General features: G+C 70.4%; 28 protein-coding genes and 3 pseudogenes. 12 read left to right on the top strand and 19 right to left on the bottom strand.

The annotated features are described in order from the left end of the window. Positions 1-20: 20 nt before the first annotated feature. Both FDO69_RS23005 and FDO69_RS42160 read right to left on the bottom strand, forming a co-directional pair. The gene (locus tag FDO69_RS23005) at positions 21-713 is read right to left on the bottom strand and encodes a sulfite exporter TauE/SafE family protein (protein WP_267896250.1); all 693 of its coding nucleotides are present in this window, start codon (positions 711-713) and stop codon (positions 21-23) included. Positions 714-974: 261 nt separating this feature from the next. After that, on the bottom strand, positions 975-1259 hold the full coding sequence (locus tag FDO69_RS42160) for an ABC transporter substrate-binding protein (RefSeq protein ID WP_234388043.1): 285 nt from the start codon (positions 1257-1259) through the stop codon (positions 975-977). Between FDO69_RS42160 and FDO69_RS42155 the strand changes: the two genes are divergently transcribed. After that, positions 1231-1530 (top strand): NAD(P)-dependent oxidoreductase, encoded by a 300-nt coding sequence (locus FDO69_RS42155; RefSeq protein ID WP_234388042.1) that lies wholly within the window; start codon positions 1231-1233, stop codon positions 1528-1530. The two genes, FDO69_RS42160 and FDO69_RS42155, sit on opposite strands and share 29 nt — an antisense overlap. A 13-nt stretch (positions 1531-1543) precedes the next feature. Here FDO69_RS42155 and FDO69_RS22990 read toward each other — a convergent pair. The 5 genes and pseudogenes from FDO69_RS22990 to FDO69_RS22975 all read right to left on the bottom strand — a co-directional run. Beyond that, positions 1544-2333, bottom strand: a pseudogene (locus tag FDO69_RS22990) (RICIN domain-containing protein); the annotation flags it as partial. Positions 2334-2335: 2 nt separating this feature from the next. After that, positions 2336-2515, bottom strand: a pseudogene (locus FDO69_RS42150) (beta-xylosidase); the annotation flags it as partial. 292 nt (positions 2516-2807) lie between these two features. After that, positions 2808-2921: pseudogene (locus FDO69_RS42145) on the bottom strand (IS5/IS1182 family transposase); the annotation flags it as partial. Positions 2922-3238: 317 nt separating this feature from the next. Next, entirely contained in the window at positions 3239-4099 is an 861-nt protein-coding gene (locus FDO69_RS22980; RefSeq protein ID WP_104781736.1) for a MerR family transcriptional regulator, read from the bottom strand. 13 nt (positions 4100-4112) lie between these two features. Beyond that, positions 4113-4454: a hypothetical protein gene (locus FDO69_RS22975; protein ID WP_234388041.1), complete on the bottom strand. Its 342-nt coding sequence runs from the start codon at positions 4452-4454 to the stop codon at positions 4113-4115. 190 nt (positions 4455-4644) lie between these two features. On the opposite strand from FDO69_RS22975, the gene FDO69_RS22970 reads away from it, so the two are divergent. The 4 genes from FDO69_RS22970 (at position 4645) to FDO69_RS22955 (ending at position 7471) form a co-directional block, all read left to right on the top strand. Further along, positions 4645-4986, top strand: a complete 342-nt coding sequence (locus FDO69_RS22970; protein WP_104781735.1) for a PadR family transcriptional regulator — start codon at positions 4645-4647, stop codon at positions 4984-4986. Continuing rightward, positions 4983-5939, top strand: a complete 957-nt coding sequence (locus FDO69_RS22965; RefSeq protein WP_104781734.1) for a hypothetical protein — start codon at positions 4983-4985, stop codon at positions 5937-5939. Before FDO69_RS22970 ends, FDO69_RS22965 begins: the two co-directional genes overlap by 4 nt. A 94-nt stretch (positions 5940-6033) precedes the next feature. Then, positions 6034-6945 (top strand): phosphatase PAP2 family protein, encoded by a 912-nt coding sequence (locus tag FDO69_RS22960; RefSeq protein ID WP_104781733.1) that lies wholly within the window; start codon positions 6034-6036, stop codon positions 6943-6945. 154 nt (positions 6946-7099) lie between these two features. Then, on the top strand, positions 7100-7471 hold the full coding sequence (locus tag FDO69_RS22955) for a hypothetical protein (RefSeq protein ID WP_104781732.1): 372 nt from the start codon (positions 7100-7102) through the stop codon (positions 7469-7471). Between the two features lie 64 nt (positions 7472-7535). Here FDO69_RS22955 and FDO69_RS22950 read toward each other — a convergent pair whose 3' ends face one another. After that, positions 7536-8732: a cytochrome P450 gene (locus FDO69_RS22950; RefSeq protein WP_104781731.1), complete on the bottom strand. Its 1197-nt coding sequence runs from the start codon at positions 8730-8732 to the stop codon at positions 7536-7538. Between the two features lie 146 nt (positions 8733-8878). On the opposite strand from FDO69_RS22950, the gene FDO69_RS22945 reads away from it, so the two are divergent. After that, complete coding sequence (locus FDO69_RS22945) at positions 8879-10384, top strand: FAD-dependent oxidoreductase (RefSeq protein ID WP_104781730.1); 1506 nt, start codon at positions 8879-8881, stop codon at positions 10382-10384. 97 nt (positions 10385-10481) lie between these two features. Here the strand turns inward: FDO69_RS22945 and FDO69_RS41305 are convergent, their stop codons facing one another. Next, positions 10482-10649, bottom strand: coding sequence for a hypothetical protein (locus tag FDO69_RS41305; protein WP_167526659.1), 168 nt, complete (start codon positions 10647-10649; stop codon positions 10482-10484). 283 nt (positions 10650-10932) lie between these two features. On the opposite strand from FDO69_RS41305, the gene FDO69_RS22940 reads away from it, so the two are divergent. Then, a complete protein-coding gene (locus FDO69_RS22940) occupies positions 10933-11568 on the top strand; it encodes a hypothetical protein (RefSeq protein WP_104781729.1) in 636 nt (211 codons plus the stop codon). 104 nt (positions 11569-11672) lie between these two features. After that, positions 11673-12227 carry a GNAT family N-acetyltransferase gene (locus FDO69_RS22935; RefSeq protein ID WP_104781728.1) on the top strand — a complete coding sequence of 185 codons (555 nt, stop codon included), beginning with the start codon at positions 11673-11675 and terminating at the stop codon, positions 12225-12227. A 234-nt stretch (positions 12228-12461) separates the two neighbouring features. On the opposite strand, the gene FDO69_RS22930 is transcribed toward FDO69_RS22935, so the two are convergent. Beyond that, positions 12462-13388, bottom strand: coding sequence for a helix-turn-helix domain-containing protein (locus FDO69_RS22930; protein ID WP_234388040.1), 927 nt, complete (start codon positions 13386-13388; stop codon positions 12462-12464). Positions 13389-13629: 241 nt separating this feature from the next. Between FDO69_RS22930 and FDO69_RS22925 the strand changes: the two genes are divergently transcribed. From FDO69_RS22925 to FDO69_RS22915, 3 genes are all read left to right on the top strand, one after another. Then, positions 13630-15108 (top strand): MFS transporter, encoded by a 1479-nt coding sequence (locus FDO69_RS22925; RefSeq protein WP_104781727.1) that lies wholly within the window; start codon positions 13630-13632, stop codon positions 15106-15108. A gap of 167 nt (positions 15109-15275) precedes the next feature. Further along, positions 15276-16370, top strand: a complete 1095-nt coding sequence (locus FDO69_RS22920; protein ID WP_104781726.1) for a right-handed parallel beta-helix repeat-containing protein — start codon at positions 15276-15278, stop codon at positions 16368-16370. A gap of 92 nt (positions 16371-16462) precedes the next feature. After that, positions 16463-17491, top strand: coding sequence for a methyltransferase (locus FDO69_RS22915; RefSeq protein WP_104781725.1), 1029 nt, complete (start codon positions 16463-16465; stop codon positions 17489-17491). A 147-nt stretch (positions 17492-17638) separates the two neighbouring features. On the opposite strand, the gene FDO69_RS22910 is transcribed toward FDO69_RS22915, so the two are convergent. The 9 genes from FDO69_RS22910 to FDO69_RS22870 form a co-directional block, all read right to left on the bottom strand. Continuing rightward, complete coding sequence (locus FDO69_RS22910; protein ID WP_104781724.1) at positions 17639-17971, bottom strand: TcmI family type II polyketide cyclase; 333 nt, start codon at positions 17969-17971, stop codon at positions 17639-17641. Between the two features lie 20 nt (positions 17972-17991). Beyond that, positions 17992-18471, bottom strand: coding sequence for an SRPBCC family protein (locus FDO69_RS22905; RefSeq protein WP_104781723.1), 480 nt, complete (start codon positions 18469-18471; stop codon positions 17992-17994). 1 nt (position 18472) lies between these two features. Next, on the bottom strand, positions 18473-18727 hold the full coding sequence (locus FDO69_RS22900; protein ID WP_104781722.1) for an acyl carrier protein: 255 nt from the start codon (positions 18725-18727) through the stop codon (positions 18473-18475). A 32-nt stretch (positions 18728-18759) separates the two neighbouring features. After that, complete coding sequence (locus FDO69_RS22895; protein WP_104781721.1) at positions 18760-20013, bottom strand: ketosynthase chain-length factor; 1254 nt, start codon at positions 20011-20013, stop codon at positions 18760-18762. Beyond that, positions 20010-21278, bottom strand: a complete 1269-nt coding sequence (locus FDO69_RS22890; RefSeq protein WP_104781720.1) for a beta-ketoacyl-[acyl-carrier-protein] synthase family protein — start codon at positions 21276-21278, stop codon at positions 20010-20012. The genes FDO69_RS22895 and FDO69_RS22890 overlap by 4 nt, the downstream gene beginning before the upstream one ends. Continuing rightward, positions 21275-21718, bottom strand: a complete 444-nt coding sequence (locus tag FDO69_RS22885; protein WP_170320929.1) for a cupin domain-containing protein — start codon at positions 21716-21718, stop codon at positions 21275-21277. Before FDO69_RS22885 ends, FDO69_RS22890 begins: the two co-directional genes overlap by 4 nt. A gap of 69 nt (positions 21719-21787) precedes the next feature. Then, positions 21788-22942 (bottom strand): SchA/CurD-like domain-containing protein, encoded by a 1155-nt coding sequence (locus FDO69_RS22880; protein WP_104781718.1) that lies wholly within the window; start codon positions 22940-22942, stop codon positions 21788-21790. Positions 22943-23300: 358 nt separating this feature from the next. Then, positions 23301-24959 (bottom strand): FAD-dependent oxidoreductase, encoded by a 1659-nt coding sequence (locus FDO69_RS22875; RefSeq protein WP_104781717.1) that lies wholly within the window; start codon positions 24957-24959, stop codon positions 23301-23303. A 158-nt stretch (positions 24960-25117) separates the two neighbouring features. Continuing rightward, the gene (locus FDO69_RS22870) at positions 25118-26119 is read right to left on the bottom strand and encodes a DUF389 domain-containing protein (RefSeq protein WP_104781716.1); all 1002 of its coding nucleotides are present in this window, start codon (positions 26117-26119) and stop codon (positions 25118-25120) included. On the opposite strand from FDO69_RS22870, the gene FDO69_RS42900 reads away from it, so the two are divergent. Next, positions 26118-26351, top strand: coding sequence for an SHOCT domain-containing protein (locus FDO69_RS42900; protein ID WP_104781715.1), 234 nt, complete (start codon positions 26118-26120; stop codon positions 26349-26351). The genes FDO69_RS22870 and FDO69_RS42900 overlap by 2 nt on opposite strands. Positions 26352-26415: the final 64 nt, after the last annotated feature.

The raw sequence follows: 26415 nt of genomic DNA, 5'->3' as shown, positions 1-26415 counted from the left end.
GTGAGATCGAGCGACGGAGCTCATCGCATCCCCCATAGGCCCTTGATCAGGACGGAAAGGCCGCCGACAAGCGCCAGGGCGAAAATGAGTCGCCGGATCCACTGCTCAGGAACCCTCGGCGCGAGTGCCCTGCCGATGAGCGCGCCCGTTGCCAGGGCGGCCGTGGCCACCGCCCACGCCGTACCGCTCAGCTGCGGCGCACCGTTCGCGGTGACCGAGAACACGTTAACCGTAATTCCATAAAATTGTGCGTTTGGAACAAATTCTCGCACCGGCCAGCCTGCGTTCACCGCATATAAGGAATACGGTGGCCCGCCCACACCGGCCGCAGAATTCATGAATCCGCCGACCGCGCCGGCAGTGACTGCTCCCTTGAATCCGCTCAGGGCAGATATGCGCAAGCCTCGTATCACACATATCACCGCGGCCGTCACCAGAATGCCGACGCCAGCCAGCAGTGTGGGTTCGGGCAGTCGGGCCGCCACCCAGGAGCCCATCGGGACGGTGCACGCGGACGCGATGACCAGGGGAATCATTGTGCCGAGCCTCACCTGTCTCCAGCCCGTGGTAAGTCCGACGATGCTTATGACGCCGGCCGCACAATTCGCGAGCACCACGCCCTGGGCGGGCCCGAGTAGTAAAACGAGCGCGGGTACAGCGACCAGCGCGAATCCCATTCCGGTGAGCCACTGCACGGATGCGCCCAGCACCACTATGACTCCCAGTAGCAACTCTGCTGCCCCAGCACCCTCCACGGAAGACTCCTCCGGTAACCGGGATGATCTCCACTACGCTCTCCACGCCAGGCTGATGCGTTCTCGATCGGCGTGATGAGCGATTCACCCGGGAATAGTGGTAGTCAGTCGGTTTGCCCGGCTGGATGACGAGACGCGACCCCTAATGATCAAGGTTCTCGAAGCCATGGATCATGAACAGGGGTCGCGTTCGCGTGTCATCTTCCCTGATCGACGTCCTCACATGCCACCGCGAGGACGTCGACCTCCCATGCTCGCTTGCTGACATGCGCATATTGGCCCAGGTACTGGACGAGGTGCCCGATCCACGCCGGGTCCGATGGTCTTGCAGAGGTAGAGGACCGCGTCGTCGTCGTTGGAGTACGTCGAGACGATCTTCCCCTTCCAGCGCGGGTCGAGCAGGTCCCGGGCCGAGCCGGGTGGGTTCGAGCCGGCCTTGTCGACGTTGCAGACGGTGGAGAAGGCATCGACGAAGATGCCGGTCCACGCGCCGTCGGGATCCACTTGCTGCAGCCACGACGATGTTCAGCGATATGCCGGGGAGCGCCTTCTCGAACGCGGCCTTGTTGCCGTCCTGCTGAGGCGCGGTGTCACCGCCCGCGTAGACGGTCTCGCTCCCGGCGAGCGCACCGGCACCTTTCGCCTCGGCGGCGACGACCTGCTGACCGCCGAGGACGGCAGCAGCTTCATCAGCGCCGAGGACTACGCGGTCGCTCTGGTGGACAAGGTGGAGAAAGGCGAAGCGATCCGGCGCCGCATCACCGTGGCGTACTGACCGGCGGTGGGCCTCACAGAGCCGTGAGGGTCCACATCAGGTTGGTGTTGCCGTCGTAGGACCACTGCTTGGTGACGGAGCCGGAGGGCACGTTGCCCCCGCCGTCGAGGATTAGGCCGGTGGTGCGGTTGGCGATCGTAGCGGCCGTCGCCCCTGTGGGTGATACGCCACTGCTGGTTGCTGCCACTGTTCCAGGCGGCCTGTCGGGCGGTGGAGCCGTCGGCGGCGGCACCCCAGCCGTCGGCCACCATGCCGTTGGCGCGGTTGACCAACTTGTAGTAGCCGCCGCCGACTTCGACCACCTGCCAGTGCAGGTTGGGGCAGTTGTCCCAGCTCCACTGCTTGAGGTCGGAGCCGGAAGCGACGTCCCCGCCGGAGTCCAGGGCCAGGCCGTCCGTGACATTGGTGATCCGGAAGTACGAGGACGGCGCGAACTGGACCCGCAGCGAGGCGACCTTGTCGTTGCCGCCGGTGCCCCGCAGGTCGGGGAGATTGGTGGTGAAGGTCCACGAGGTGCCGGTGCACTCGTCTCCGGAGTAGCCGGTCACCTGGTAGCCGGGGGCCAGCCGCAGTGAGGACAGACTGCGGGGGCCGAGACCTGCGAGTTCCAGTTGCTGACCGTCGTAGTCGCCGACGGCGAGCACCGCGGCCGGCCCGCGGTAGCCGGAGTCCGGGAAGGCCACGGCACCGCGCGGGGGGCGCAGGCCGGGGATCTGACCGGAGAACTCGAGCTTCAGGACGTACGCGTGGGCCTGGAACGGCGCTGCTGCCGGGAGGCTCACCTTCAGGCCGGTCGCGCCCTGCAATACGAGCCGACCTTGATCACACCGCCGCCGTGGGCGTGGACCACGGCTCCGGTGGTGTCCGTGAACTGGGTCGCGTTGGTCACGGTGACCGAAGCGGCCTGGGCGGGCGCACCGGCGGAGAGGAGTCCGAGGACGCCCACGAGCAGGGCCGACAGGAGCAAGCAGGCGCGACGGAGCATGGCATCCATGCCTTTCTTCGCAAAGACGGGAGAACGTGTCGCCGGAGCCCCACGCCTGCATGGCCTCGCCGACGCCGGGCGGAAGAACCCACCCGAGAACTTGGGAAATTGTTGAAACGTGCGCGTTTCTGCTGGAGGACGCTAGGCTCCGCCGGGAGTCTCGTCCAGATGTCACGCACTGTGCGGATACCACGGATCGACCTGGGCATCGAGCAGCAGTGCGCAGGGCGCGCAGGAGGCGGGTTGCATGGGCGGGGGCGATGCGGAGTGTGGTGAGAGTCCGCCAGTTCTTCAGGTGGGCGAATCCGTGCTCGACCGGCGCCCGTCCGACGGCGAGGACGCGGTTGGCTTCCTTCTGGCCGGGTGTGAGCTTGTGGGTGCGGGTGGCGTGGAAACCTGTGACGATCGCGTTGCGTACGTCGTTGTCCAGGCCGCGGAAGCCGAGGTCCGCAAGGGCGCCGAGGCCGGCGGCGCGCGTGGGCCAGGATGTGGTCGTGGCGGGCTGCGGTGATGTCGTGGGTGCGTTCGGGCGGGGCGGCGGATCTCCAGATCAGGCGGCCGTTTTCGTCGGTGAGGGCGAGGAAGCGCAGCAAGCGGGCAGGCACCCTCGGCGTACTCTTCGGTTTTCGTCACACCATTCCAACGGCCGCCGGGGACACCGGGGTTACGCTCGCGCCGCACCACTCCGGGCTGCTCTTGTCGGCTCGCTCTCGCCGACGCCGGTCAGCAAATCCGTGGGTCCCTGTCGCCGTCCTGATCGGCCGAGTGAAACAGTTCGATGACACGTTCCTCGTACCGGACGCGGGCCGGGGAGAAGTCGTACGGCATCTTGCCGATGGTCTCCCTCACGCTCATCCTCGCCCCGTCTTCTTCCTCGCCGGCGTGCTCGTCCTCCCGGTCCAGGAGCACGGTGAGGGCCTCTTCCAGGCCGGATCTTTCGATGGCGGCCGCCAGGGCGGCCTCGTGATCACATCGCTGGGCGGCCAGGTCTTCGATGCGGGGGTCGTCGGGGGACATGGTGTCGTCCAGGGCCGCCTCGGCCTCGGCCAGTCGGTCCTCCTCGGCCCGCAGCTCGGGGTGGGTGGCCAGGACGATGAACCGGTCGGCCTGGACAGCGGCGCCCAGGGGGCCGAAGATGCGCTCCGTGACCAGGAGGGTATCGAGGTCGGCGGAGCGCAGGGCTCCGGGCGGTAGATCGCGCAGGCGGCCAGTGACCAGCGGTGAGAGCAGGCCCAGGGGGCTGCCCACCTCGCGGAGACGGTTCACGGCGGCCCGCTGGGCCTCGATGGCGGCAGCCTTGGAAGCGAGGGACTCCTCCAGGCGGGCCAGGGACTGCTCGATGCCGGTGGTGCCCCTGAAGGCGGCGTTGATGTCATCCAGGGAGATACCCGCATCGGCCATCCTGCGGATCCACAGCAGGCGGATCATGTCGCCGTATCCGTAGCGGCGGCGGTCATCGCTGCCCCGTTCCGGTTCGGCGAGGAGCCCGATGGCGTGGTAGTGGCGGATGGCGCGGGGTGTGGTCCCGGCGAACGCGGCGGCATCGCCGATCTTGACCCGGCGGGGAATCGCAGGAAGGGGCATGCGAGGGAACCTCTCAATGTCGTGCTCGCCGCCTACTGGACCACATGCCGCTACGGCACATGCAAACCCCTCTGTCGTGGGAACGCCCGCGGTCGGCCAGCCTGACCAGCTTCCCGCGCAGCGGCTCCAGTCCGGACCGCGCGCTGATGTCCACCCCCAGCATCTCGCCGACCTGCCGGGCCATGACCGGTCCGGCGCCCTGCCGCACGGCGGCGAGAATGCGCCGGTAGTCCGACGGCAGAGCCCCCTCCTCGACGCCGGACGTGCGGTGCGGGATCAGCATCACCGCCCGGCCGCCCACCGGCCCGGGCGTCGGCGCGGCCGAAGCACGCTCCTTGGCGAGCTGCTCCCTCACCCGCTCAAGAACCCGTTCAGCGACCGCGAGTTCGTCGCGCTCGGCTCGTACCCGGCGCGCGGAACTGGACTAACTCGAAGAACATCTGGCCAAGCAGTTGGCGGAGGGTGACGTCCGCCGCGGGCGTGGAGGCGCTGCCGGGTCATCCAGGCTGACAGATATATTTCGTAGCTCGATATATGCTCGACGCATGACCAGACAGAATCCGCCCTTGACGGAACCGCAGTACTTCATCCTGGCTGCGCTCATGGATGGTCCGTTGCACGGGTACGGCATCATCAAGGCCGCCGAGCAGGCCACCGACGGGCGGCTGCGGATCGCTGTCGGCACCCTCTACGGCGCGCTGGAGCGGATGGAGCGGGCCGGGCTGGTGGCCGCCGGCCATGAGGAGATCGTGGACGGGCGGGCGCGGCGCTACTACCGGCTCACCGAGGACGGCACCGAGGCGCTCGGCCGGGAAGCGCTGCGGATGCAGCAGGCGGCGGCCGTCGTCATCGGACGCGCGCGGGATGCCGGAGCGGCCCCCGCATGAATCGTCTGCTGCTTGCGGCCTATCCCAAGTCCTACCGTTCCCGGCAGGGCGGGGAGTTACTGGCCTGCCTGGCCGAGGCATATCCCGGCCGCTCCTGGCCCCCGCCGCGGGAAGTCGCCGCCTTGGCGTCTGCCGGGGTGCAGGCCCGCGCCCGTGCCACCGTTGACGACACCACGCGGCCGTGGTGGCTGGACGGCATCCATCTGGCCACCCTGGCCCTCGCCGCGCTGGCGCTGGTTCCGTACTTGCAGGATGTGTGGCACTGGGCACTGCGCATCGACCCCGGACAGCACGCCATCGCCTTCCACTTCTCCGGCTGGTACCCATGGGCCGGAGGTCCCACGCGGGTACGGCTGCTGCCCTACGGACTGCTCCCGCTGGGGTGCCTGATCGCTCTGCTGCGTGGCAAGGCGTGGATCGCGCTGCCGGCCGCGGCAGCCATGATCTGGGCCGGCGCCACGAGCCACGGCCGCACCCTCTTCGGCGACGAGGGCAAGGCGGGCTTGAGCTACTACGGGTTGGGCGCCCCGATAACGGCCCGTGACCTGGCGCTCTCGGGGGCACTGTGCGCCGCGTGCGCCGTGCTGGCGCTCTGCCGTCCCAGCCGTCTACGACGCCGCTCGTACCGCTGGCTGGTCCCCGTCGTGCTCGCCATGGCCGTGGCCGGAGGCCTGCACATCATCTCCGTCAGTCCGGCCTTCCAGCGCGGTTTGTTCGTCCTCGAAGTCGCCGCGCTGCTCGGCGCGTGGGTGGCGACGGCAGCCACCGGCGACTATCGGTGGCTGATCCCCGTCGCGGCGGTCGCGATCGTCCGCACGCAGGCGATCGTCGTCCGGCCGGACGCGTTCATGCAGTCCTTTCCGGACCTGGTCGTCCTCCTCCTGCTGATCGCACCCCTCCCCGCCCTGGCGATCGCCGCCCAGCGCCGGCAGGGGCAGGCACTCGCCGAATAGGAGCGGCCCCCCGGTGAGCCGACCGAGCCCGGCGGCCTACGTCGTGCCACAAGACGTGCGTGACCGAACTCCCCTCAACGGAAGAAACACAGCGATGACTCAGCACGATTCTCCGACCCTGCCCGCGCACCGTCCGGAGGCCTCAAAGCAGGCCCCCGAGGCCCCCGACGACACCAGCCCGTCGCGTACGACACGGCCGTGGATACCGGCACTGCTGTACACCCTGGGGTTCCTGACGGTCTACCTGCTCGCCATCTGCACCCCGTGGGGGCAACGAGCTGAGAACGCCCTGTTTCATTTCGGTAAGCAGGGCGGCGAAGAAGCGTGGATCTACCCCCTGTCAGGATCGGCCTACGGCTCGACACCCCTGCCGCCGATGGAATTGACCGCCAAGCCCACCCTGATGGCGGGCCTGGCCGTCATCGTGGTCCTCACCCTGGTGCGGCGGTGCTGGCGGCAGGGGTGCGCGGCGCTCGGGGTCGTCATTCTCGCGACCGGAGGCAAGGAGGTGCTCAAATCGACCATGCCCCGCCCCGATCTGGTGGGCGCGCCCGAGAATCTCCTTGATCAGGGTTTTCCCAGCGGGCACACGGCCATCCCCGCCGCGCTGACCCTCGCCGCCGTCCTCGTGGTCTCCCCTCGCATCCGCCCCTACGTCGCCACGGCCGGTGTGCTGTGGCTCGCCTGCATCGCCGCCGCCACCGCGACCATGGGCGGCCACCGGCCCAGCGAAGTACTGGGAGCCACACTGTTGGCCTGTGCCTGTTACGGCCTCGCAACCTGGCTGCTGCCGCCGGCCACCGCGCCAGGCGCCACGCGGATTCCCCGTCCGCTGCCCGTCATCGCCCTGACACTGGCACTGGCCGTCGCCCTCGTTTCCGGCGCACGGAACGACACCCTTTCAAGGTCACTGGTCTCCGCGGCCACGGCCTTCATATGTGCGGCCCTGGTCTGGTACGCCGCAGTCGGGCGGCCCGCACGCCGCACACGCCCCGCACTGGACTGACCACCCGGCCGGCCCGGCACGGCAAGTTGGTGGAGGCGTCCAACGAGAAAGCTCCGCAGCAACACCAACGCCCCTCGGTCGGCCGATGGTCACAGTCGGATCCTTCCAGGTCATGGAAGGTGTCGAACGCGTCATTCCGTGGTGCAGTCATGTCATGGCCCCACCGCTCACGGATGACCAGGACGCTCTCGCGCCCTCCCGGCGAGAGCGTCCCTCCCGGCTGATCGACGTCGCCGTCGCCCTGCTGCTCCTGGTCGCGGACGCGGTCATCGTCGTCGTCGCCGTGGTGCTGCTCGTCGCGGTCGGCTTGGGCACGGCGCACTCGCCGTACTCCCCGTCGACCGCACGCTCCCCCGACACCCCGGTCCTGGCGTGGCTCGTCATCTGGGGCGTTCCGGCGGTGGCGGCAGCCGGCGCCGTCGTTCACGCGCGCCTGAGGATGCCCGTCACGGCTGTGGTGCAGGGCCTGTTCACGCTCGCCTGCACCTTCCTCGCCATCGCGTGGACGCGCATGCTGCTGTCGTGAGGAAGGCGTAGCCCGCCCGCACCGAGCAGAGACGGGCCGGGACCGGATTCGCCCGGTTGAGGTCTCACCACGTCACGGGCAGCTCCAAGGGGAAGCGCCGGATGGTGCGGGTGTCCCAGCGCACGGCCTCGGCCGGAACCGCCAGACGCAGCCCGGGCAGGCGGGTGAACAGGACCCCGATCGCGGTGCTGAGTTCGGCGATCGCGAGCGTGCTGGCGATGCAGTGATGGTTGCCCCAGCCGAACGTCATATGGGGATGAGGCGAACGGCCGACGTCCAGGGCATCAGGGTCCGCAAACACCGCCGGGTCCCGGTTGGCCGCCAGATAGGAGACGTGGACGAAGTCACCCGCGCGGATCAGCACTCCCTCCACTTTCACGTCCTCCAGGGCTATGCGCGGAATGCCGACGCCCTTGCGGAAGGGGATGTGCCGCAGGAGTTCGTCCAGCAGCCGGGGCAACTGCTCGGGACTGCGCCTCAGCAGGTGCGAGAGTTCGGGGCGGGTGAGCAGGGTGAAGGCGATATTGCTGATCTGACAGGTCGCCGTGTCGTTGCCACTGAGGATGAGAGTCAGTGCCAGGACGGCCAGTTCGTCGTCGCTCAGGGGCTCCTCCCCCTGCTCGCAGGCCGCCATGGTGTTGATGAGGTCATCACCCCCTGCCACCCGGCGTTCGGCGACGAGCGCGGTGAAGTAGGAGCGCAGGAACTGCTTGGCCTCGGCCGCCGCCTGCCTGGCTCCGGGGGCGGTCGTGAGCATCTGCTGGGTGTAGCGCAGCATGAGGGGCCGGTCCGCGGCCGGTACGTCCAGCAAGGCGCAGATGGTGTGGTTGGGCAGCTGCTCGGACAGACCTCGGGCCAGGTCGGCCGGGGGGCCGTGCTCGATCATCTCGTCCACGAGGCGGTGGGCCACTTGTTCGATGGCCGGCCTCATGCGCTTCACGCCGCTCTGTGTGAAGGCCCGGGCGGCGGCATGACGGAGTCTTGTGCTGCGCGGCGGGTCCATGACGTTGAGCGACTCCGGGGAGACAATCGGCTCGGGAGTCATCCGGGGGTAGTCACGGCCGACGATCCCGGCCCGGCTGAACCTCGGGTCGGTCGTCACCTGACGTACGCCGTCGAAGCTGGTGACCAGCCACGCGTCGGCTTCGCCGTAGGGCAGTCGGATACGGCTGACCGGGCCGCCGGCCATGAGCTGTACGAGTGACGGGTCGAAGACCAGTTGCTCGCTGAAGTCGAAGGGGCAGGCGGCGACGTGAGCCATGGGTACTCCTGTGCGCGTGCGGCGGTGCGGCCATGTGGGCGGGTCCGGGACGCGGCCACCCGGCCCGAGGGGGACATTTCGCATAGTGCGGCAGAGCGCCGCTCCATGCACCCACTGCCGTGTCAAACGGCAGAAAGCGGGGAGACATGCCCGATCCGGCCCCTCAGACACCGCAGCAGCCGGCCGTGGACGTGCTGATCGTCGGCGGCGGCCCCACCGGTCTCACCCTCGCCTGCGACCTGGCCAGGCGTGGTGTGCGCACCCATGTCATCGAGGCCGCCGACCAGCTCCTCCCCGGGTCGCGCGGCAAGAGCCTGCAGTCACGCACGCTGGAGGCCTTCGACGACCTCGGTGTCGCCGACGCGCTGATGGCCGCCGGCTCCCCCTTCCCGCCCATGCAGACCTGGCGTGACGGTGAGCGCCAGGGCGAGTGGCAGCTGATCCAGCCGGATCCCGAGGCTCCGGTGTCCCGGTACCCGCGGCCATGGCTGGTCCCTCAGTGGCGTACGCAGGACATCCTGCGCGATCGACTGCTCGACCTGGGCGGGACGCTGGAGTGCGGTGTCCGGCTCACCTCCCTCACCCAGACCGACACGCATGTGACGGCCGAGGTGACGCACTCCGACGGTGACCGCCACCTGGTGTCGGCGCTCTACCTGGTGGGCGCCGACGGCAGCCACAGCACGGTACGCGAGTCCCTGGGCGTCGCCATGAAGGGTGAGGAGGGCGGGCTGCGCCCGGCCGTGGTGGCGGACGTACGCGTCGAGGGGCTGGATCGCGACCACTGGCACATCTGGCCCGACCCGGCAGGTGAACTGCTGCTGTGTCCACTGCCCGGAACCAACGACTTCCAGCTGAACGCCAAGATCACCGGCGGGGAGTTCACCGCGACGCCCGAGACCGTGCGCGGTCTGGTCGCCGCTCGTACCCATCTGCCCTCCGACGCCGTCACCGACGTGCGGTGGTTCTCGTTCTACCGGCCCCGTGTCGCGCTGGCCGAACGCTTCCGTCAGGGGCGCGTCTTCCTCGCCGGGGACGCCGCGCACGTGCACCCGCCCGGCGGTGGCCAGGGACTGAACATCGGCGTGCAGGACGCCTACAACCTCGGCTGGAAGCTGGGCCAGGTCATCGACCGCCATGCCCCGGACACGCTGCTGGACAGTTACGAAGCCGAGCGCCGGGCCGCCGCGGCGGACACGCTGGACCTCAGCACGCGCCTGTACCGGGCCGGCCGCAAACCCCAGGACGCCGACGAGCAGGCACGCCACCGGGGGCGGGTCTGCCACCTGCTGTCGGTGCACTACCGCGACAGCCAGCTCTCGACCGACGCGCGGGAGCGCCGTGCTCCGACCGGTTTCCGGGCCGGCGACCGCGTGCCCGACCTCCCGTGCGTCACCACCGAAGGCCCCTGCCCAAGCCTCTTCGACCTGCTGAGAGGCCCGGACTTCACCTTGCTCGCGGTGAAGTGTGCTGCGCCCCCCGAGGCAGCGGGTCTGCACACCCACCAGGTGACCGGCGGACCGCTCGCGCAGGAACTGGGCACCGGGTTGTTCCTCGTCCGCCCGGATCACCACATCGGTCTGGCTGCTGACAGCCCTGAGCACCTCGGCCGCTACCTGGCGGGCGTCGGACTGAGGGGCACCGGGATGTAGCGGGCGCATGCACCTCGGGTAACGGGCCCGTCCAGCCGCCTTCAGGGCCGGCGCAGGTCCGGTGGCGAGACGTCACCGGACCTGCCGGAGCGTGAGGTCAGCGTCGGCGGGCCCAGCCGGCACCGACGCCGGCCACCTGCAGAGCCAGGCACATCAGTCCCAGCAACATGACGTTCGTCGAAGAGAACACATCGTTGGTGCTGATCTCAGCCGCGTTGATCAGGAACGCCAGGAAGAACAACACTGCCGCGACTATGCCGAGCATGACGAGCTCCTCTCGAAGGGGATGCAGCCCGTATGCCCCGCCTTCACGCCCGCAGACACCGGCACGTTCACCCGCCTGTGCGGGCGCCGATGAAGTCTTCTGGCAGCTGCAACTCCCGCCCCGGGAGTCAACTCGTCCTGTACACAGTCCCGTTGACACCGAACATCGCCGACCGGATGCTGACGTCGAACAAAAGGACGCTGCTCATCGGGAACAAGCCTCTGCTCTTGTCCGTACCATCTCCCACCAAGACGACGTGCGGTACACAGGAAGGGTCAGCACCATGCCCGAGACAGCAACTCCCGCCACCGAACTGGCATCGCAGTACATCGCCCAGGTGACGGGCGACCTTGACGCAAACCTGAAGGAACAGGAGCGCATCAGCGCGGACATCGCCTCCCTGCAGGAGCAGCTCGCCGCTCTGCAACATGACCACAGCGTGCTGGTCAGCATGCAGCAGGCACTCGGCATCACGCAGGCCCAGACCGGGTCCGCAGTCGAGTCCAAGAGCGCCACTGTGCCCTCCCCGCGACGGAAGAAGGCCGCTGCCTCGGCCGGCGGGAAGCAGAAGGCACGCAAGTCGACTGCCGCCCCCGCGAAGAAGACGGCCCGCAAGTCCGCGGCCAAGACGTCGGACACCGCACAGGCCGCCGAGCTGACCCTGGTCGAGCTCATCCGCCGCCACCTCGCCGAGCAGAAGGAGCCGCGCTCCGCCGCCGAGATCTCCACGGCGCTCGGCCAGGCCCACCCCGGCCGCGACATCTCGCCCAAGGTCGTACGCGTCACCCTCGAAGGCCTCGTGGCCAAGAGCGGGGCCGAGCGCTCGAAGCAGGGCAGGTCCGTCTTCTACAGCGCGCCGGCGCAGGGCGGGAAGGCCTCACCTCAGACCGGGGCACAGCCCGAGTCCGCGGACAGCTGACGGCAGGAGCCCGGCCGACAGGAATGCCACAGCCCCCGGCCGGGGCCTTCTGAGCGCTGGTCCGGGGCACTGCTGGTGAGCCCTCTTGCGATAAGTTGCCCGCCATGACTGAACCAGGGCCCGGGCCCCTCGGCCGGCCGCCCGCCCCCTTGCGGACCGAACGGCTCGTGCTCCGCGCGTCCGAGGCAGGGGACCGTGTGGCGTTCATCGAGCTGTTCGCGTCGCCGGAGGTGGGCACCTACGTCGGTGGCGCCCGACCGCGTGATGAGCTCGAGCGTGTCGTTCCCGAGGTACCCGGGCGTCGTTCCGGCCTTTTCGTGATCGATCTCGACGGGGCGATGATCGGTATGGTCACACTTGACCGGCGTGGCGCGGAGCGTCCAGGTCACGTCCGGCCGGAGGGCGAGGAGGCCGAACTCGGTTACCTGCTGCTGCCGGAAGTCTGGGGATGCGGTTATGCCGCCGAGGCGTGCGCGGCGGCGCTCGGCTGGTTCGCCGACGCGCATCCCGGCGAGCCGGTGGTGCTCTGCACCCAGACCGCCAACGAGGGTGCGCTGCGCTTGGCGATGAAGCTGGGGTTCACCGAGGTGGAGCGGTTCGAGGAGTACGACGCCGAGCAGTGGTTCGGGGTGTGGGCGCAGGGCACGCCCGCCGGTTGAGCTGCCCCTTCCCCCAACGAGAGAACGGGATGCGGGTCCAGGGCAGGTTCGTGGTTCGGATCATGGTGTGAACTCCTGCTCGAAGAGGGCGCGTTGGCGGTGATGGCGTGGCCGTGTTGCAACGGGCAAGGCGGGATTGCCGCGGCGTACGGGCTGCGCGGAGAACCCGGCATGGATCACGCTCTGCGCGTGCCGATTCATCGATGAGCAGGGCGAACGTTGTCTGATGCGGCACTAGTGGGCGGAGGCTTTTGCCGTGGCCGGGGCGTCGGCCGGCTGCGCGTGTCCGGGGGCTGCCGGCTCCGGGCGGCTGTCCGGGGAGTCCAGGCGGAGCATGGCTGCCTCGTCCGGGGTGCCGGGGGCTGCTTGGTAGACGACCATGCGCTGGCCGCCCGTCCTGGCCAGTCGCATGACCTCGTAGGTCAGGGTCATCGGGCCGACCTTGGGATGCCGGAACACCTTCTGGCCGCCGCCGCGTTCGCAGACGTCGTACCGCTCCCAGAGGCGTGCGAACTGCGGCGACTTCAGCATCAGTTCGCCGACGAGTGCGGTGAGCTCGGGGCTGTCCGGGTCGGCCCCGCCGACCGCCCGCAGATGCGCGACCGACAGGGCGACGGTCGCCTCCCACGGCTCGTAGAGCCTCCGGCCGACCGGGTGGAGGAAGACGTAGCGCGTCAGGTTGCGCTGCTCCTCGGGCCAGTCCCAGAGCCCGGGCATCAGCCGCCGACCGGGCGGGTTCGCGGCCAGGACGCGGTTGTACCGGCTCACCACGTAGGCGGGCAGCGGACGCACCGACTCCAGCATCCGCAGCACCGAGTCGCGTACGTCGTGGTCCGAGCAGGCCGGCAGCTCCGAGACGCGGCCTGAGGCCAGCTCCGCGAGCTCGTGCAGGCGCTCGAAGCCGTCGCCACGCAGCCGGAGGGTACGGCCGAGGGCCTCCACGACGGCCGGAGAGGGATTGGTCTCCCGGCCGCGCTCCAGGCGGATGTAGTAGTCGACGCTCACTCCGGCCAGCGCGGCCAGCTCCTCGCGGCGCAGGCCGGGAGTGCGGCGCAGGCCCGCGCCGGCCGGGAGACCGACGTCCTCCGGGCGTACCTGCGCTCTGCGGGCCTTCAGGTATCGGCCGAGCTCCGTGCCCCTCGCATCCGCTGCTGCTGTCACCCGGTCATTGTCGCAGGCGGTCAAGAGGCGTGGGGGGCCGTGTCAGGGCCAGGAACGCCGCACCCTGGGCAGAGTGCGGTCTGTCGGGAGCCGCGGGTCGGGCGGAGAGTTGGCGGTGGAGCGGGCGGCCCGGCCGCCGGAGCCCAGGGGGTGCACGACACCGGACCGCGGCCCCGGTCGCCGCAGCCGCCCGCCCGGTCGTCCCTTCCCCAGTCGTTCTCGCGGATCTCAGGAGCTCACCATGCCGGCCACCCCTCCCCTGGCCTCCTCAACCGCCTCCGGTCCCGGGCCCGAGGCAGAGCCGCCGGCACCCGGGCCGGGGCACCGTACGCCGGACCGGGCCCGGCCAGTCGTGCCGCCCTCCGAGACCGTCCCCTCGCCGCGGCGAGGCGGCGCGGCCCTGGTCGCTTCGCTGCTCGGCTTCACAGTGATCACCATCGACGTCTCGGCCGTGAACATCGCGCTGCCCTCGATCCGGAGCTCCCTCGACAGCGGAATGTCCGGACTGCAGTGGGTCGTTGACGCCTACACCCTGATGTTCGCGGCGCTGATGCTCTCGGCAGGCGCACTCGCCGACCGCACCGGCGCCCGCCGCGCCTACACCTGGGGCATCGCCCTGTTCACCCTCGCGTCCCTCGCCTGTGCGCTGGCACCCGGCATCGGTGTGCTGATCGCCTCGCGCGTGGCGCAGGGCGCTGCCGCCGCGATCGTCATGCCGGCCTCGCTGGCACTGATCCGGCAGGCCTACGAGGACGCGCGGGCGCGCGCCCGGGCCATCGCCCTGTGGACGGTCGGCGGCTCGGTGGCGATGGCCGCGGGGCCCGTGCTGGGCGGGCTGCTCACCGACACGGCCGGCTGGCGGGCGGTCTTCCTGCTCAACCTTCCCGTGGGCGCGGCCGTCCTGGGCCTGCTGGTGCGGGTGCCGCGTTCTCCGCGCCGGCCCGCCGCGCTGGACCTCGCCGGCCAGCTCACCGCCGTAGCGGCCCTGGCGGGGCTGGCGTTCGCCGTGATCGAGGGCGGCCACCTGGGCTGGACCAGCGGACCCGTCCTGGGCGCTGCCGCGCTCGCGCTCGTCTCCGGGTGCGCCTTCCGCGCGGTGGAGGCCCGGCACCCTCGGCCGATGGTTCCGCCGGCCTTGCTGAGGGACCGCCGGGTGGCCGTCCCACTCGCCGTCGGTTTCGCCGTCAACGCCGCCTTCTACGGCGGGATCTTCCTGCTCGGGCTGTACTACCAGCAGCTGCGCGGCATGTCGGCCGTCGCGGCCGGGCTGATGTTCGTGCCGATGTCGGCGGTCGTGACGGCGACCAACCTGGTGTCACCTCGCCTCGCCGAGCGTGTCGGGCGACGCCGGGTCATCGTCACCGGGCAGCTCGTCTTCACCGGAGCGATGCTGGCCATGCTGCCGCTCGGCGCGCACACCCCGCTGTGGCTCGTGCTCGTCCTGCTGCTGCCGCTCAGCGTCGGCGGGGCGCTCGCGGTGCCCGCCGTGACCGCGCTGCTGATGGACGTCGTCCCGCAGGAGCGGACGGGGACCGCCTCCGGGCTCCTCAACTCCCTTCGCCAGACCGGAGGTGCGCTCGCCGTCGCCCTCTTCGGAGGTCTGCTCTCCGGATCCGGCGGCGTCTTCTCCCTTCCGGGCATGCGCGTCGGCCTCCTCATGGTCGCCGCCCTCCTCCTCGCAACCGCCACTCTCGCCCGACTCCTCCTGCCCCGGGGGTGACGTGACGCCCCCACAGACGTCCAAAAGCGACTGCCCGCCATGGTCAGCCCCTGAAGCCACGGTGGAGCGCCGCGAGGGGGTCAGTGGCTGGCCGGTGCGCGGCCGGGCCACGCCGCCGGATGGACCAAGCCGCTGGTTCGGAGCGTAAGGGACATAACCTGCGCGATATGAAGAAATGTCATATCGCACCTCTGGCGTGCCTGGCGGCGCTGGTCGGGACGGGGCTCGGTGCCGCTCCGCCCACCGCCGCCCACACGGTCCATGTCGTACAACCGGGAGAATCGATCCAGAAGGCGGTGGACGCCGCTCGGCCGGGCGACACCGTGCTGCTCGCACGCGGCACCCACTACGGAAGCGTCAACGTGACCACGCCCGGGCTCACCCTGCACGGCATGGGCCGCGGCACGGTGCTCCGGCCGGCGGAGGGCACGAGCACCGCCCCGAGCACCGCATCGCCCCTCGCGAAGGCCGCCGACAGCTGTGCCGCGGCCGGCAACGGCATCTGTGTGGTGGGCACGAAGGACCACGGCGCCGACGACGTCACCATCTCCTCCCTGACGGTGACCGGCTTCGACAAGACCGGCGTCTACGCCCGTGAGGCCGACGGGCTGACCGTGCGGGACGTCACCGCCGTCAGCAACGGGGTGTGGGGCATCGCCAGCGAGTATTCGCTCCGTGGCGTGTTCCGCGGCAACACGGCCCGGAACAACGGCGACGCCGGTCTGCTCCTCGCCAACACGGTGAAGGAGGAGCAGGGGGCCGTGGACACCGAGGGCACCGTGGTGGAGCACAACCGGCTGGAGGGCAACCGGATCGGCGTCACCGTCCGCCGGCTGCGCAACCTGACCGTCGAGGGCAACCACCTCACCGGCAACTGCGCGGCGGTCTTCGTCGTCGGAGACGAGAACAAGCCCAAGGCCGGCTTCGTGACCGTGCGCGCCAACCGCATCGAGCGCAACAACAAGTTCTGCCCGAAGACCGCCCGGCTGGACGCCCTGCAGGGATCCGGCGTCGTGGTGACGGGCGCGGACGACAACCTGATCACTCACAACGTGATCAAGGACAACGTCGGCAACTCCTCCCTGTCGGGAGGCATCGTCCTGTTCAAGAGCTTGGTGGGCATGCCCAGCGAGCGGAACCGGATCAGCGACAACCTGCTGCAGGGCAACTCCCCCGCGGACCTGGTCAACACGGACACCGGTCAGGGCAACACGTTCCAGGACAACTCCTGCGGCTCGTCCCGGCCCACCGGCCTGTGCTGACCGCCGGCCCCGCTTCTCGTGAACCCGGGGCTCGCACGAACGCCCCGTGATCCTCGTGCTTCACATGACCCAAGAAGGAAGGAAGGCGGCACATGACGACCACTCAGCCTGCCCCTGCGCCGTCCATGCGACTGCGGGAACTCGCATTCGGGGCGGCATGTGCCGCCGCCCTGCGCGCGGCCGCCCGGCTGGGGGTCGCCGACGCGCTCGGTGACACCCCCATGGCCGTGGAGGACATCGCGACCGCGGTGAAGGCCGAACCCCGCCCGCTGCGACGGCTCCTGCGGGCCCTGTCCTGCTACGGCGTCTTCGCCGAGCAGCCGGACGGGACCTTCGCGCACACCGACGTCTCCCGGTTGCTGCGCGAGGACGACCCCGACAGCCTGCGCGCCATCTCGCTGTGGTGCACCGAGCCGTGGACCTGGGACGTCTGGCCGAAGCTGGACGAGGCGGTGCGCACCGGCCGCAATGTGGTGGAGGGCCTGTACGGCAAGGAGTTCTTCCCCTACCTCAACGAGGACGCCCCGGAGTCGGCCGACGTCTTCAACCGGGCCATGACGACCTCCAGCGTGCAGTCGGCGCGCGATGTCGCCGAGTTCCTCGACCTGTCGGAGAGCGCGTCCGTCGCCGACATCGGCGGGGGCCAGGGGCACGTGGTCGCGAGCCTGCTGGACAAGTACCCCACGATGCACGGGACGCTGCTCGACCTTCCCCGGGTGGTGGAGAACGCCCTGCCGAGACTGCGTGCGGGCGGTGACCTCGCGGACCGTGCGCGCGTGGTGCCCGGCGACGTCCGGACCGCCGTCCCCGTGCAGGCCGACGTCTACGTCATCAAGAACATCCTTGAGTGGGACGACGAGAGCACGGCCCGCACGCTGCGCAACGTCCGTGAGGCCGGTGGTCCCGGGACGCGGGTCGTGGTCATCGAGAACCTCGTCGACGACACGCCGTCCATGCGGTTCAGCACCGCGATGGACCTGCTGCTGCTCCTCAACGTGGGCGGGGCGAAGCACACCACCCGGAGCATGGTGGACCGGCTGACCGAGGCGGGCCTGGTCATCGACGACATCAACCCGGTCAACCCCTACCTGCACGCGTTCGACTGCCACGTTCCCGGCTGATCCGACGGCGTAGCGCGGTCCTCGTGCCGGTTCCCGGCCGATGCGACCGCGTCCCGCGGTCCTCGTACGCCGGGAATCGTCCGGCAGACCACCGGTCGCCGGGTCCGCGACGCTGCGGACCCGGCGACCGGTGGTCACGGGCGGTGGTCAGCCGGCCGTCTCGCGCTCCCAGAGGTAGAAGCGCTGGGCCATGGCGTCCTTGGGGGAACGCCATGTCTCGGGGTCGTACGCGCTGACGTACGCGGCCAGCCGCTCGCTGACGTCCCGGAATTCGGGATGCCCGGCGACCTTGGCGATGGCGGGGCCGGGATCGCGCTCGGCCTCGATGAGGTGCATGTACACATCGCCGAACTGGAAGAGGCTGCGCCGGGTCACCCCGACGAGCCGCGGCAGCTCGCCCCGGTCGGACTCCTCGAACACCTTGGCGATGTCGGGTGCCGATCCGGGGGCCATCCGGGCGACGATCAGAGCTTGGTGCATGGGGTGGGTCTCCGTCCGGCTCAGTCGTTCAGACGGTGCGCCGCACCGCGCTCCGCTGCGATCTTCTCGATGCGGTCGCGGATCAGGGCCATCTGCACCTTGGAGTTCCGGTTGATGTTGTCGGTCATCCACGCGTCGTCGACCGGCGCGTCCGGCTTCATCGCGAAGTCCTGTGTCCAGACCATGCGCGTGCCGGCCGGTACCTCCTCGTACCGCCAGTGGATGTCCATGTGGTCGAAGGGGCCCGTCTCGACCCGGCGGGCCTTGACCGTGAGCGTCTCGCGGTCCGGCTCGCGCTCCGAGACCCAGCTCCACACGGTGCCGTTCTCGTCCGGGTGCATGGTCAGCCGGAAGGTCGTCCGGTGGCCCTGGCGGGACAGGATCTCGACGGAGGCGTACTCGCTGAACAACTGCGGCCAGTTCTCCAGGTCGTTGGTCACCTCCCAGACCAGGTCCAGGGGCGCCGCGATGGTGATCTCGTTCTGTGTGTGTCCGGTCATCTCATGCTCCAGTCAGCAGTGCACTGTTGACGAGGTCGAGGAACTGCCGGGGCGACTTCGAGCGTTCGGCGTCGGTCGGCATCGGCGTGCCGTACCGGTTCTCCAGCTCGCCCACGATGCCCAGCAGCCCCAGCGAGTCGACGCCGAGCCCTGCGAAGGCCGTGTCGTCGCGGCGGAGCTCCTCCGGTGTGACGGTGACACCGGTGCATTTCTTCATGAGTTCGGCCAGCTCTTCCACCGTGATGCGGTCGGTCATGCCATTCCCTTCCTCTCCTGCTCCACGGCGCCTCAGTGCGAGACGTCGGTGGCGCCGTGCCGCAGCACGAGCGCCGAGTTCGACCCCATGAGTCCCCGGCTCAGAAGCAGTGCCGTGCGTACCTCGGCGGTACGGGCCCGGCCGGTCACGAGGTCGAGGTCGTGGCAGACGTCGAAGACATGGGGGGTGGGCGGGATCAGGCCGTGCTCCATCGAGAGCACCGCCGTCGCGGCGTCCATCAGCGGCGCCGCGCAGTAGGCCCGGCCGATCCCTGTCTTCGGCGCGGTGACGGGCACGCGGGTGCCGTGCGCCCCGAGAGCATCGGCGATGGCCAGGGCCTCGGCGCGGTCCGCCTCGGGTACGCCGAGGGCGTCGGCGAAGACGACGTCGATGTCCTCGGGAGCGCAGCCGGCCTCCGCCAGGGCTCCTCGGATGGCCTGGGCGAGGCCTTCCCGGGACTCCTCCCAGCGGGAGGCTCCGGTGAAGGTCGCCGCGTGTCCGGCCAGGTGGGCCCGCACGCGCGCGCCTCGTGCCCGGGCCGTGCCCTCGGCCTCCACCACGACCATGGCGCCGCCCTCCGCGGGCACGAACCCGCAGGCCGCTGATGTGAACGGACGGTAGGCACGGGTCGGGTCGTCGACGGTGCTCAGCTCTGGGTAGCCGAGCTGGCAGACCACCGAGTAGGGCGCGATCGGCGCCTCGGTCGCACCGGCCACGATCACCTCGGTGCCGCGCCGCACGGCCCGCGCCGCGTGGGCGAGGGCGTCCAGGCCGCCGGCCTCGTCGGCGGCGACGACCGAGCAGGGGCCCTTGAAGCCCCGGCGGATCGAGATCTGGCCGGTGCTGGCCGCGTAGAACCAGGCGATGGACTGGTAGGGGCCGACGAAGCGACTGCCCTTGCTCCACAACTGCTGCAGTTCGCGCTGTCCGAACTCACCGCCGCCCGAACCGGCGGCGGTGACCACGCCCACGGAGAACGGCGCCTCGTCGGTCTCGGGCCGGTGCAGCTGGGCGTCGTCCAGCGCGAGGTCGGCCGCGGCCATCGCGAAGTGGGTGAACCGGTCGGTCTGGACCAGGAAGCGTTCCTCGATCGCCGCCGACGGGTCGAAGTCGCGCACGAGGCCCGCCACCCGCAGCGGCAGGTGCTCACAGCCCTCCCGGGTGATCCGCTCCAGGGCGCTGATGCCCTCCGTGGTGGACTTCCAGAAGGTCTCGGTACTGGCTCCGTTGGGCGCGACCACACCGATTCCCGTGACCGCCGCGCGCCGTATGCGGGGTTCGCTCATCGTGTCTTCTCCCTCGGCCGGTTCATGACCACCGCGGACTGGAAGCCACCGAATCCGCTGCCCACCGAGAGCACACTGGCGAGCTTGCGCTCGCGGGCGACGCGCGGGACGTAGTCCAGGTCGCACTCGGGGTCGGGCGTCTCGTAGTTCGCGGTCGGCGGTACCACCTGGTGGGCCAGGGCCAGCACACAGGCGACGAGTTCGATCGCTCCGATGGCGCCCAGGGAGTGGCCCACCATCGACTTGATGGAACTCATGGGGGTGTCGTAGGCGTGCGGTCCCAGGACCCGTTTCACCGCGGCGGTCTCGTGGCGGTCGTTCTGCTTGGTGCCCGAGCCGTGCGCGTTGACGTAGTCGATCGCGGTGGGGTCGAGCCGTGCGCAGTCCAGGGCGTCCTCGATGGCCCGGGCCATCTCCAGGCCCTCGCTGGTCAGGCCGGTCATGTGATAGGCGTTGCCGAAGGTGGCGTACCCGCCGAGCTCGCAGTACACGTGGGCGCCGCGGGCCCTGGCGTGCTCGAGCTCCTCCAGGACGAGTACGGCACCGCCCTCACCCATGACGAACCCGTCGCGGTCGGCGTCGAAGGGGCGCGAGGCGTGGGCCGGGTCGTCGTTGTTCGGGGAGGTGGCCTTGATCGCGTCGAAGCACGCCATGGTGATCGGGGAGATCGGCGAGTCCGAGGCACCGGCTATGCACACGTCGGCCCGGCCCTCCTGCACGGTGTGGAAGGCGTACCCGACCGCGTCGAGCCCGGAGGTGCAGCCCGTGGAGACGGTCTGCACCGGGCCGCGCGCCCCGAAGCGCTCCGCCACCGTCGAGGCGAGCGTGCTGGGCGAGAACGCGCGGTGCAGTTCCGGGCCCGCCTTGCGGTGGTCCACGTCCCAGTGCTGTCCGCTGCTGCTGACCAGGACGTAGTCGTTCTCCAGCCGGGTGGTGCCGCCGACGGCGGTGCCCAGCGAGACACCGACGCGCCACGGGTCCTCGGCGCTCACGTCGAGGCCGGCGTCCCGTACCGCTTCGTCGCCCGCGACCATGGCGAACTGGATGTAGCGGTCGCAGCGTTCCACGTCCCGCACGTCCAGACCGTGGGCAGCCGGGTCGAAGTCGCACTCGGCGGCGATCCGGGAACGCAGACCGGACGGGTCGAAGAACGTGATGGCCCGCGTCGCCGTGCGCCCGGTCTCCAGGAGGTTCCAGAAGGCCGGTACGCCTATGCCGCCGGGGGCGACGATGCCTATGCCGGTGACCACCACTCGTCGCGTCATGACCGGACCTGACGTCGTGCGGCTGCCTCCGCCCCCACCACCGCGGACTCGGCGTCGGTTTCCTCGGTGTCGACGTGGCCCAGCGGCGGGCTCGGGGCCAGCGGGCCCAGGTGGAAGACCATCCGCGCCTGCACGTCGCCGACGTTGCGGAAGCGGTGGCGCACGTTGAGGGGGATCAGCAGCCCCTGCTCGGGCTGCAGCGGGTGCGGCTCGCCGTCGAGGTCCACCTCCAGCTGCCCGCACACCACGTACACGAACTCCTCGGAGTACGGGTGGTAGTGCTCGGCGATGCGGTCACCGGGCTCGATGAGGGCCACGCCCATGAAACCGCTGGTGGCGCCGACGGCGGCCGGAGTGAGCATGGCACGCAGGTCACCGCCTCGCCGGCGGTTGGGCTCCACGTCGCTCATGCTCACGATTCTGGGACGAGATGTGATCACGCGTTCCTCCGTTGATGTGCTGCACGACCGTGGGAGAGGCGGGCACCGCCTCTCCCACGGTGCGGTGAATCAGGCGTCGGGCGACCGGCGGTCGGTGACGAGGTCCATGCGCGCGATGTCGAGGAGACGCGCCATGCCGCCGTCCTTCGACGCGGTGGCGTCCGTGCCCGCGTCGTCCAGGAGCGTCGTCAGCTCGGCCACCTGCTCCGAGTCGGTGAGACCCAGGATCTGGACGGGGTCGGCGGCTTCAACTCCGTCGCGCACGTCGATGAGCCGTACGACGACGTCGTCGCGCTGGAAGATGGTGCTGCGCAGGATCGGGCTGCGCGGGTCGTCCGCCGCCGCCTCGTCCCTGCGGGAGAGGAGTTCGGCCAGCTTCATGCCGAGGTCCGGCCGGGCCGGGTAGTACAGGGCGTACCGCTCGGCCTGGGGGTCCTGCCGTCCCGCCATCACGTGGTGGACGGCCGGCAGCGCGGCCCTGGTGAAGAAGACCCGGGCGGACTCGGGGTCGTCGAGGTCCCGGTCCTGCTCCAGATGGGGGTTGATGGCCTCCTCGACGGCCCGGACCTCGGGCTGCCGGGCGACGTGGCGCAGCGCGGCCAGCAGGTCGCCCCGCACCTCGATGGCCCGCACCACGCGGTTGCCGTGCATGAACAGGGAGGTGCGGCACAGCCGGGTGGTGTCGTCGACCTGCGGCTCGGGCGAGGCGTAGTCGGAGAGGATCTTGGCGACGATCTCCTCGCTGCCCGGCTTGACGGTGAAGGTGAGCGCGTGCCGGATGACGCCGTCGCCGATCCTGGGCGCCGTCTGGAGCCTGCGCTCCGCCGGGTCGGCGCCCGCCGCCGGGCCGCCTGTCTCGCGGACTACGTGGAAGCGCAGTGACCGGGTGTCGCGCACGCAGCTGTGCAGCGGCTCGACCATTCGCACGTGCTCTTCGCTGTTGACCCAGGCGAGGAACGGCGGGGCGCTCTCCCACTCGCTGGTGATGAGCCATTGCGAGGGGTTCTCGATCGACTGGCACAGCTGGTCGCTGACGTGCCCGGGGACGGACGCGACCTGGTTGCACAGTTGTTCGTAGGCGTCGAGGAACTCCTGGTGGGCGCCGTCGTGGACGTCGACCAGGAGGACGACTCGGAGCCGGGAACCGTCGAACACGGACTGCGAGACATGGTGCGACGCCTGTTGCGCCCGCGAACCTGCAACCCGTTCGGATGTGGTGGTCATCCTGCGCACATCTCCTTCGCGGAGGGGAAAGTGAACGTTGGCCGCAGTGATGCGACGTCAGCGTTCCTCGATCCTGTGCCCGTCCCCGCACATCGCGCGACTCGGGTGAAGTACGTGAGTGACGGGGCGGATGACGCCCGGACCCGATGAGCTCAGGAGACCCCGGCCGTCGGCCGCTCCTCGGCCCGCCGGTCGCGGTCCCCCGGTCAGGTGATGTGCGCATCCGCGCCCCGGTGTCCTCCTGTCGTGTCACCGTCTTCGCCACCGGCGTCAAAGGCGCCGGTGGCGAAGACGGCCGATGCCGCCGCCGGGGGCAGGACTCGCGCAGAACGCCTCACGCGAGCGGAGCGCGTGACGCTCAGGCGACTGCCAGTCCGGTCCGCAGGACCTCGCGCAGCACCGCCTCGGCCTCCGCCTCCGGCCCCGGAGACCGCCACAGGACGAAGCCGTCGGGCCGGACGAGCACGGCGCCCCCCGGTCCCGTGCCGTGGCGCTCCGCCCAGTCGGTGGCGTCCTCGGGCGCCAGATCGGCCTGGGCTCCGGTGCCCACCCGGTACGACGTGAGCGGGAGGGACAGTTCGCCGGCGAGGCGCACAGCGGCCGCGTGCCACTCGTTCGGGTCCGCGGCGTCACTGAGCAGGACGAGGGACCGCTCGTACAGGTCGAGCGTCGAGATCCGTTCGTCCCCGCGGCGCACCCACAGGTGCGGCGCCCTGCTGCCGGGTCCGCCGGTCAGGTCGAGGCTCTCCGGCACCACCGGGGAGGCGGGGTCGGCGCCGACGACGGCGCCCTGCGGGTAGCGGTAGCCGAGGGCCACGTTGAGGATGCCCTGCCGTGGGCCACCACCGCCCGCTCCGGGCGGGGCGGCGAATCCCGGGTGGCTGTGTTCGGCCGACCGGGCCGCGGCCCGCGCGCTGGTTGCCTCGGCCACGGGACGGCGCTCGGCGTCGTAGGTGTCCAGCAGGTCCTCCCCGGCCCAGCCGTCGAGTACGGCGGCCAGCTTCCAGGCGAGGTTGTGGGCGTCCTGAATACCGGTGTTGGACCCGAAGGCCCCGGTGGGGGACATCTCATGAGCCGAGTCACCGGCGAGGAACACCCGCCCGGACCGATAGCTGCGGGCGACCCTCTGGGCGGCGTGCCAGGGCGCCTTGCCGGTGATCTCCACATCGAGGTCGGGGACGCCGACCGCCCGGCGGATGTGCTCGGCGCACCACTCGTCGGTGAAGTCCTCCAGGGGCTGCCCGTGCTCGGGGTGCCAGGGGGCGTGGAAGACCCAGTTCTCGCGGTTGTCCACCGGCAGCAGGGCGCCGTCGGCCTCCGGGTTCGTCAGGTAGCAGACGATGAAGCGGCGGTCGCCCACGACGTCGGCGAGCCGGCTGGAGCGGAAGGTGAGGCTGACGTTGTGGAACAGGTCGCCGGGTCCGCTCTGAGCGATGCCGAGCTGCTCGCGCACGGGACTGCGGGGGCCGTCCGCGGCGACGAGATAGTCCGCGCGGATGGTGGTGTGCTCACCTGTCTCTCGGCTCTTGACCACGGCGGTCACACCGGTGGGGTCGCTGTCGAACGACATCAGTTCGGTGGAGAAGCGCAGGTCGCCGCCGTGCCTGCGGGCGTGGTCGAGCAAGACCGGCTCGAGGTCGTTCTGGCTGCACAGGCACCAGGCGCTGGGGCTGAAGCGGGCCAGTCCGCCACCCGGGTCGATGTCCTTGAACAGCCACTCGCCCGCGTCGCCGACCAGGGTGGGCGCCTGCAGGATGCCGTGATTGACGGACAGGGTGGCGGCCGCCTCCTGGATCGCCTTCTCCACACCCGCCACCCGGAACAGTTCCATGGTGCGGACGTTGTTGCCCCGGCCTCGCGGGTGGATGGAGGTGCCCGCGTGGCGCTCCACCAGCAGGTGCGGTACGCCCAGCCGTCCCAGGAACAACGAGGTTGCCAGGCCGACCAGGGAGCCGCCCACGATGAGGACCGGGACGTCGATGGTGTGGGGGCCCGCCTGCCCGACTCGTTCTTTCATCACTCTCGCCTCCTGTGCGTCGGTGCCGCCGGCCCTGCCGGTTGCGGCGGCGAACCTCATGCATGCCCCGGGGAGGTGACGGCGGCTCAGGCTTCACCCGCGTGCTTCGCGGCACGGCCCTTCGGGAGAGCGGGGAGGATCGCACCGCGGCGGGACGTTCAGTCGCCGACCCGTCCGGCATCGACCCGCCGCCCGCGGGACTCGTCCACGACGATGGGCACGCCATCGGGAATCTGTCCCCTGAGCCGGTCGAGCAGCGGCTGCACGGGGGGAAGGTCACCGGGAAGGCGGACGTGGATGTGCATCGTCCGCGAGGCGGCGTCGACGCTGGTGACGGAGGCGCCCGGCTGGTTCGCGAGCCACTGCTGCGCCGCTGTCTTCGCGCGCCCTGTCCAGATCTCGAGCAGAAGCGTGAGCGCGGTGTTCGCGGCCAGGGGGATGAACACGGCGGCGAAAAGCAGTGCCATCGCCGCGTACGCCCGGCGCGCGGGGCCGCCGGCTGCCTTCCCGGCCGCTCCGTCGTAGCCGAGGCTCGCGAAGATCACCATTCCGCCGAACACCAGGGCGAAGAAGTTGGACACGAACAGCACCAGCGCGCCCAGCGCCAGCCAACCGTCCAGTCGTCCCAGGCACACGCCCGACACCACCAGGGGCGGGACGAGCGAGATGGCGATCGCGACCCCGGGCAGCACGGCGGCGACGTCCCGCCGGGCGAGTGCGACCGCGCCGGCGAGGCCCGTGGCCAGGGCGGCGACCAGGTCCAAAAGCCCTGGTGACGTCCGCGAGGAGATCTGGCTGTTGGAGAGCAGATCGTAGTCACCGGGAAGCACCTGAGAGAACACCATGCCGACCGCGACGACCAGGACGCACGCGCACAGGACCACGCCGAGACCGCCGGTGCCTCGGCGTCGCACCGAGCCGAGGGCGATGCCCATGATCGGTGTCGACAGGGGCGCGATGATCATCGCTCCGATCACGGTCGCCGTCGAGTCCGTCAGGACCCCGCAGGCGGCGATGACCGACGACAGCGTCAGCATGGTCCAGAACGCCGAACGTTTGGACCGGGTGTCCCCGGACGACAGGTCCAGGTCCTCGCCCAGCTCCTCCAGCGAGCGACGTTGGGAAACCGGCAGAACGAGGGCACGAACACCGCTGGTCATGCCCCCCAAGAAACCACAGCCGTCACGCGCACCCCCACCAAGACACGGTCGCCCCAGTGCCTGTCGTCTGGACCAGGTCGCAGACGCGGGGCCTGGCACACCCGGCTGCTCCGCGGGCATCCTGCTGTCGGACAAGATCGAACAGCTGAGGCGGCTCGGTGAGCTCAGGGATCAGGGCGTACTCACCGAGGCCGAGTTCGAGGAGCACAAGCGCAGGCTGCTGCAGGCGTGATCAGGGCCGGCCGCCGGGTTGTGGGAGCGGCCTGACGACTGACGCCGCGGACCGCCGGTGGACA

The sequence above is a fragment of the Streptomyces tibetensis genome (assembly GCF_007655005.1).
GTDB classification, from domain to species: domain Bacteria; phylum Actinomycetota; class Actinomycetes; order Streptomycetales; family Streptomycetaceae; genus Streptomyces; species Streptomyces tibetensis.
Note: the sequence above shows the minus strand (reverse complement) of the source record. Positions and strands in the feature narration are given on the sequence as shown.

What these genes read in the sequence shown, in the direction of transcription:
- FDO69_RS41305 (WP_167526659.1), bottom strand. Translation starts at nt 10,649, where the DNA reads ATGCTCGGCATAGTCGCGGCAGTGTTGTTCTTCCTGGCGTTCCTGATC.
- FDO69_RS22935 (WP_104781728.1), top strand. Translation starts at nt 11,673, where the DNA reads ATGACTGAACCAGGGCCCGGGCCCCTCGGCCGGCCGCCCGCCCCCTTG.
- FDO69_RS22965 (WP_104781734.1), top strand. Translation starts at nt 4,983, where the DNA reads ATGAATCGTCTGCTGCTTGCGGCCTATCCCAAGTCCTACCGTTCCCGG.
- FDO69_RS42155 (WP_234388042.1), top strand. Translation starts at nt 1,231, where the DNA reads ATGCCGGTCCACGCGCCGTCGGGATCCACTTGCTGCAGCCACGACGAT.
- FDO69_RS22960 (WP_104781733.1), top strand. Translation starts at nt 6,034, where the DNA reads ATGACTCAGCACGATTCTCCGACCCTGCCCGCGCACCGTCCGGAGGCC.
- FDO69_RS22945 (WP_104781730.1), top strand. Translation starts at nt 8,879, where the DNA reads ATGCCCGATCCGGCCCCTCAGACACCGCAGCAGCCGGCCGTGGACGTG.
- FDO69_RS22870 (WP_104781716.1), bottom strand. Translation starts at nt 26,119, where the DNA reads ATGACCAGCGGTGTTCGTGCCCTCGTTCTGCCGGTTTCCCAACGTCGC.
- FDO69_RS22980 (WP_104781736.1), bottom strand. Translation starts at nt 4,099, where the DNA reads ATGCCCCTTCCTGCGATTCCCCGCCGGGTCAAGATCGGCGATGCCGCC.
- FDO69_RS22955 (WP_104781732.1), top strand. Translation starts at nt 7,100, where the DNA reads ATGGCCCCACCGCTCACGGATGACCAGGACGCTCTCGCGCCCTCCCGG.
- FDO69_RS22895 (WP_104781721.1), bottom strand. Translation starts at nt 20,013, where the DNA reads ATGAGCGAACCCCGCATACGGCGCGCGGCGGTCACGGGAATCGGTGTG.
- FDO69_RS22880 (WP_104781718.1), bottom strand. Translation starts at nt 22,942, where the DNA reads ATGACCACCACATCCGAACGGGTTGCAGGTTCGCGGGCGCAACAGGCG.
- FDO69_RS22910 (WP_104781724.1), bottom strand. Translation starts at nt 17,971, where the DNA reads ATGCACCAAGCTCTGATCGTCGCCCGGATGGCCCCCGGATCGGCACCC.
- FDO69_RS22950 (WP_104781731.1), bottom strand. Translation starts at nt 8,732, where the DNA reads ATGGCTCACGTCGCCGCCTGCCCCTTCGACTTCAGCGAGCAACTGGTC.
- FDO69_RS22900 (WP_104781722.1), bottom strand. Translation starts at nt 18,727, where the DNA reads ATGACCGACCGCATCACGGTGGAAGAGCTGGCCGAACTCATGAAGAAA.
- FDO69_RS22925 (WP_104781727.1), top strand. Translation starts at nt 13,630, where the DNA reads ATGCCGGCCACCCCTCCCCTGGCCTCCTCAACCGCCTCCGGTCCCGGG.
- FDO69_RS42900 (WP_104781715.1), top strand. Translation starts at nt 26,118, where the DNA reads ATGCCCCCCAAGAAACCACAGCCGTCACGCGCACCCCCACCAAGACAC.
- FDO69_RS22970 (WP_104781735.1), top strand. Translation starts at nt 4,645, where the DNA reads ATGACCAGACAGAATCCGCCCTTGACGGAACCGCAGTACTTCATCCTG.
- FDO69_RS22915 (WP_104781725.1), top strand. Translation starts at nt 16,463, where the DNA reads ATGACGACCACTCAGCCTGCCCCTGCGCCGTCCATGCGACTGCGGGAA.
- FDO69_RS22905 (WP_104781723.1), bottom strand. Translation starts at nt 18,471, where the DNA reads ATGACCGGACACACACAGAACGAGATCACCATCGCGGCGCCCCTGGAC.
- FDO69_RS22890 (WP_104781720.1), bottom strand. Translation starts at nt 21,278, where the DNA reads ATGACGCGACGAGTGGTGGTCACCGGCATAGGCATCGTCGCCCCCGGC.
- FDO69_RS22920 (WP_104781726.1), top strand. Translation starts at nt 15,276, where the DNA reads ATGAAGAAATGTCATATCGCACCTCTGGCGTGCCTGGCGGCGCTGGTC.
- FDO69_RS22875 (WP_104781717.1), bottom strand. Translation starts at nt 24,959, where the DNA reads ATGAAAGAACGAGTCGGGCAGGCGGGCCCCCACACCATCGACGTCCCG.
- FDO69_RS22940 (WP_104781729.1), top strand. Translation starts at nt 10,933, where the DNA reads ATGCCCGAGACAGCAACTCCCGCCACCGAACTGGCATCGCAGTACATC.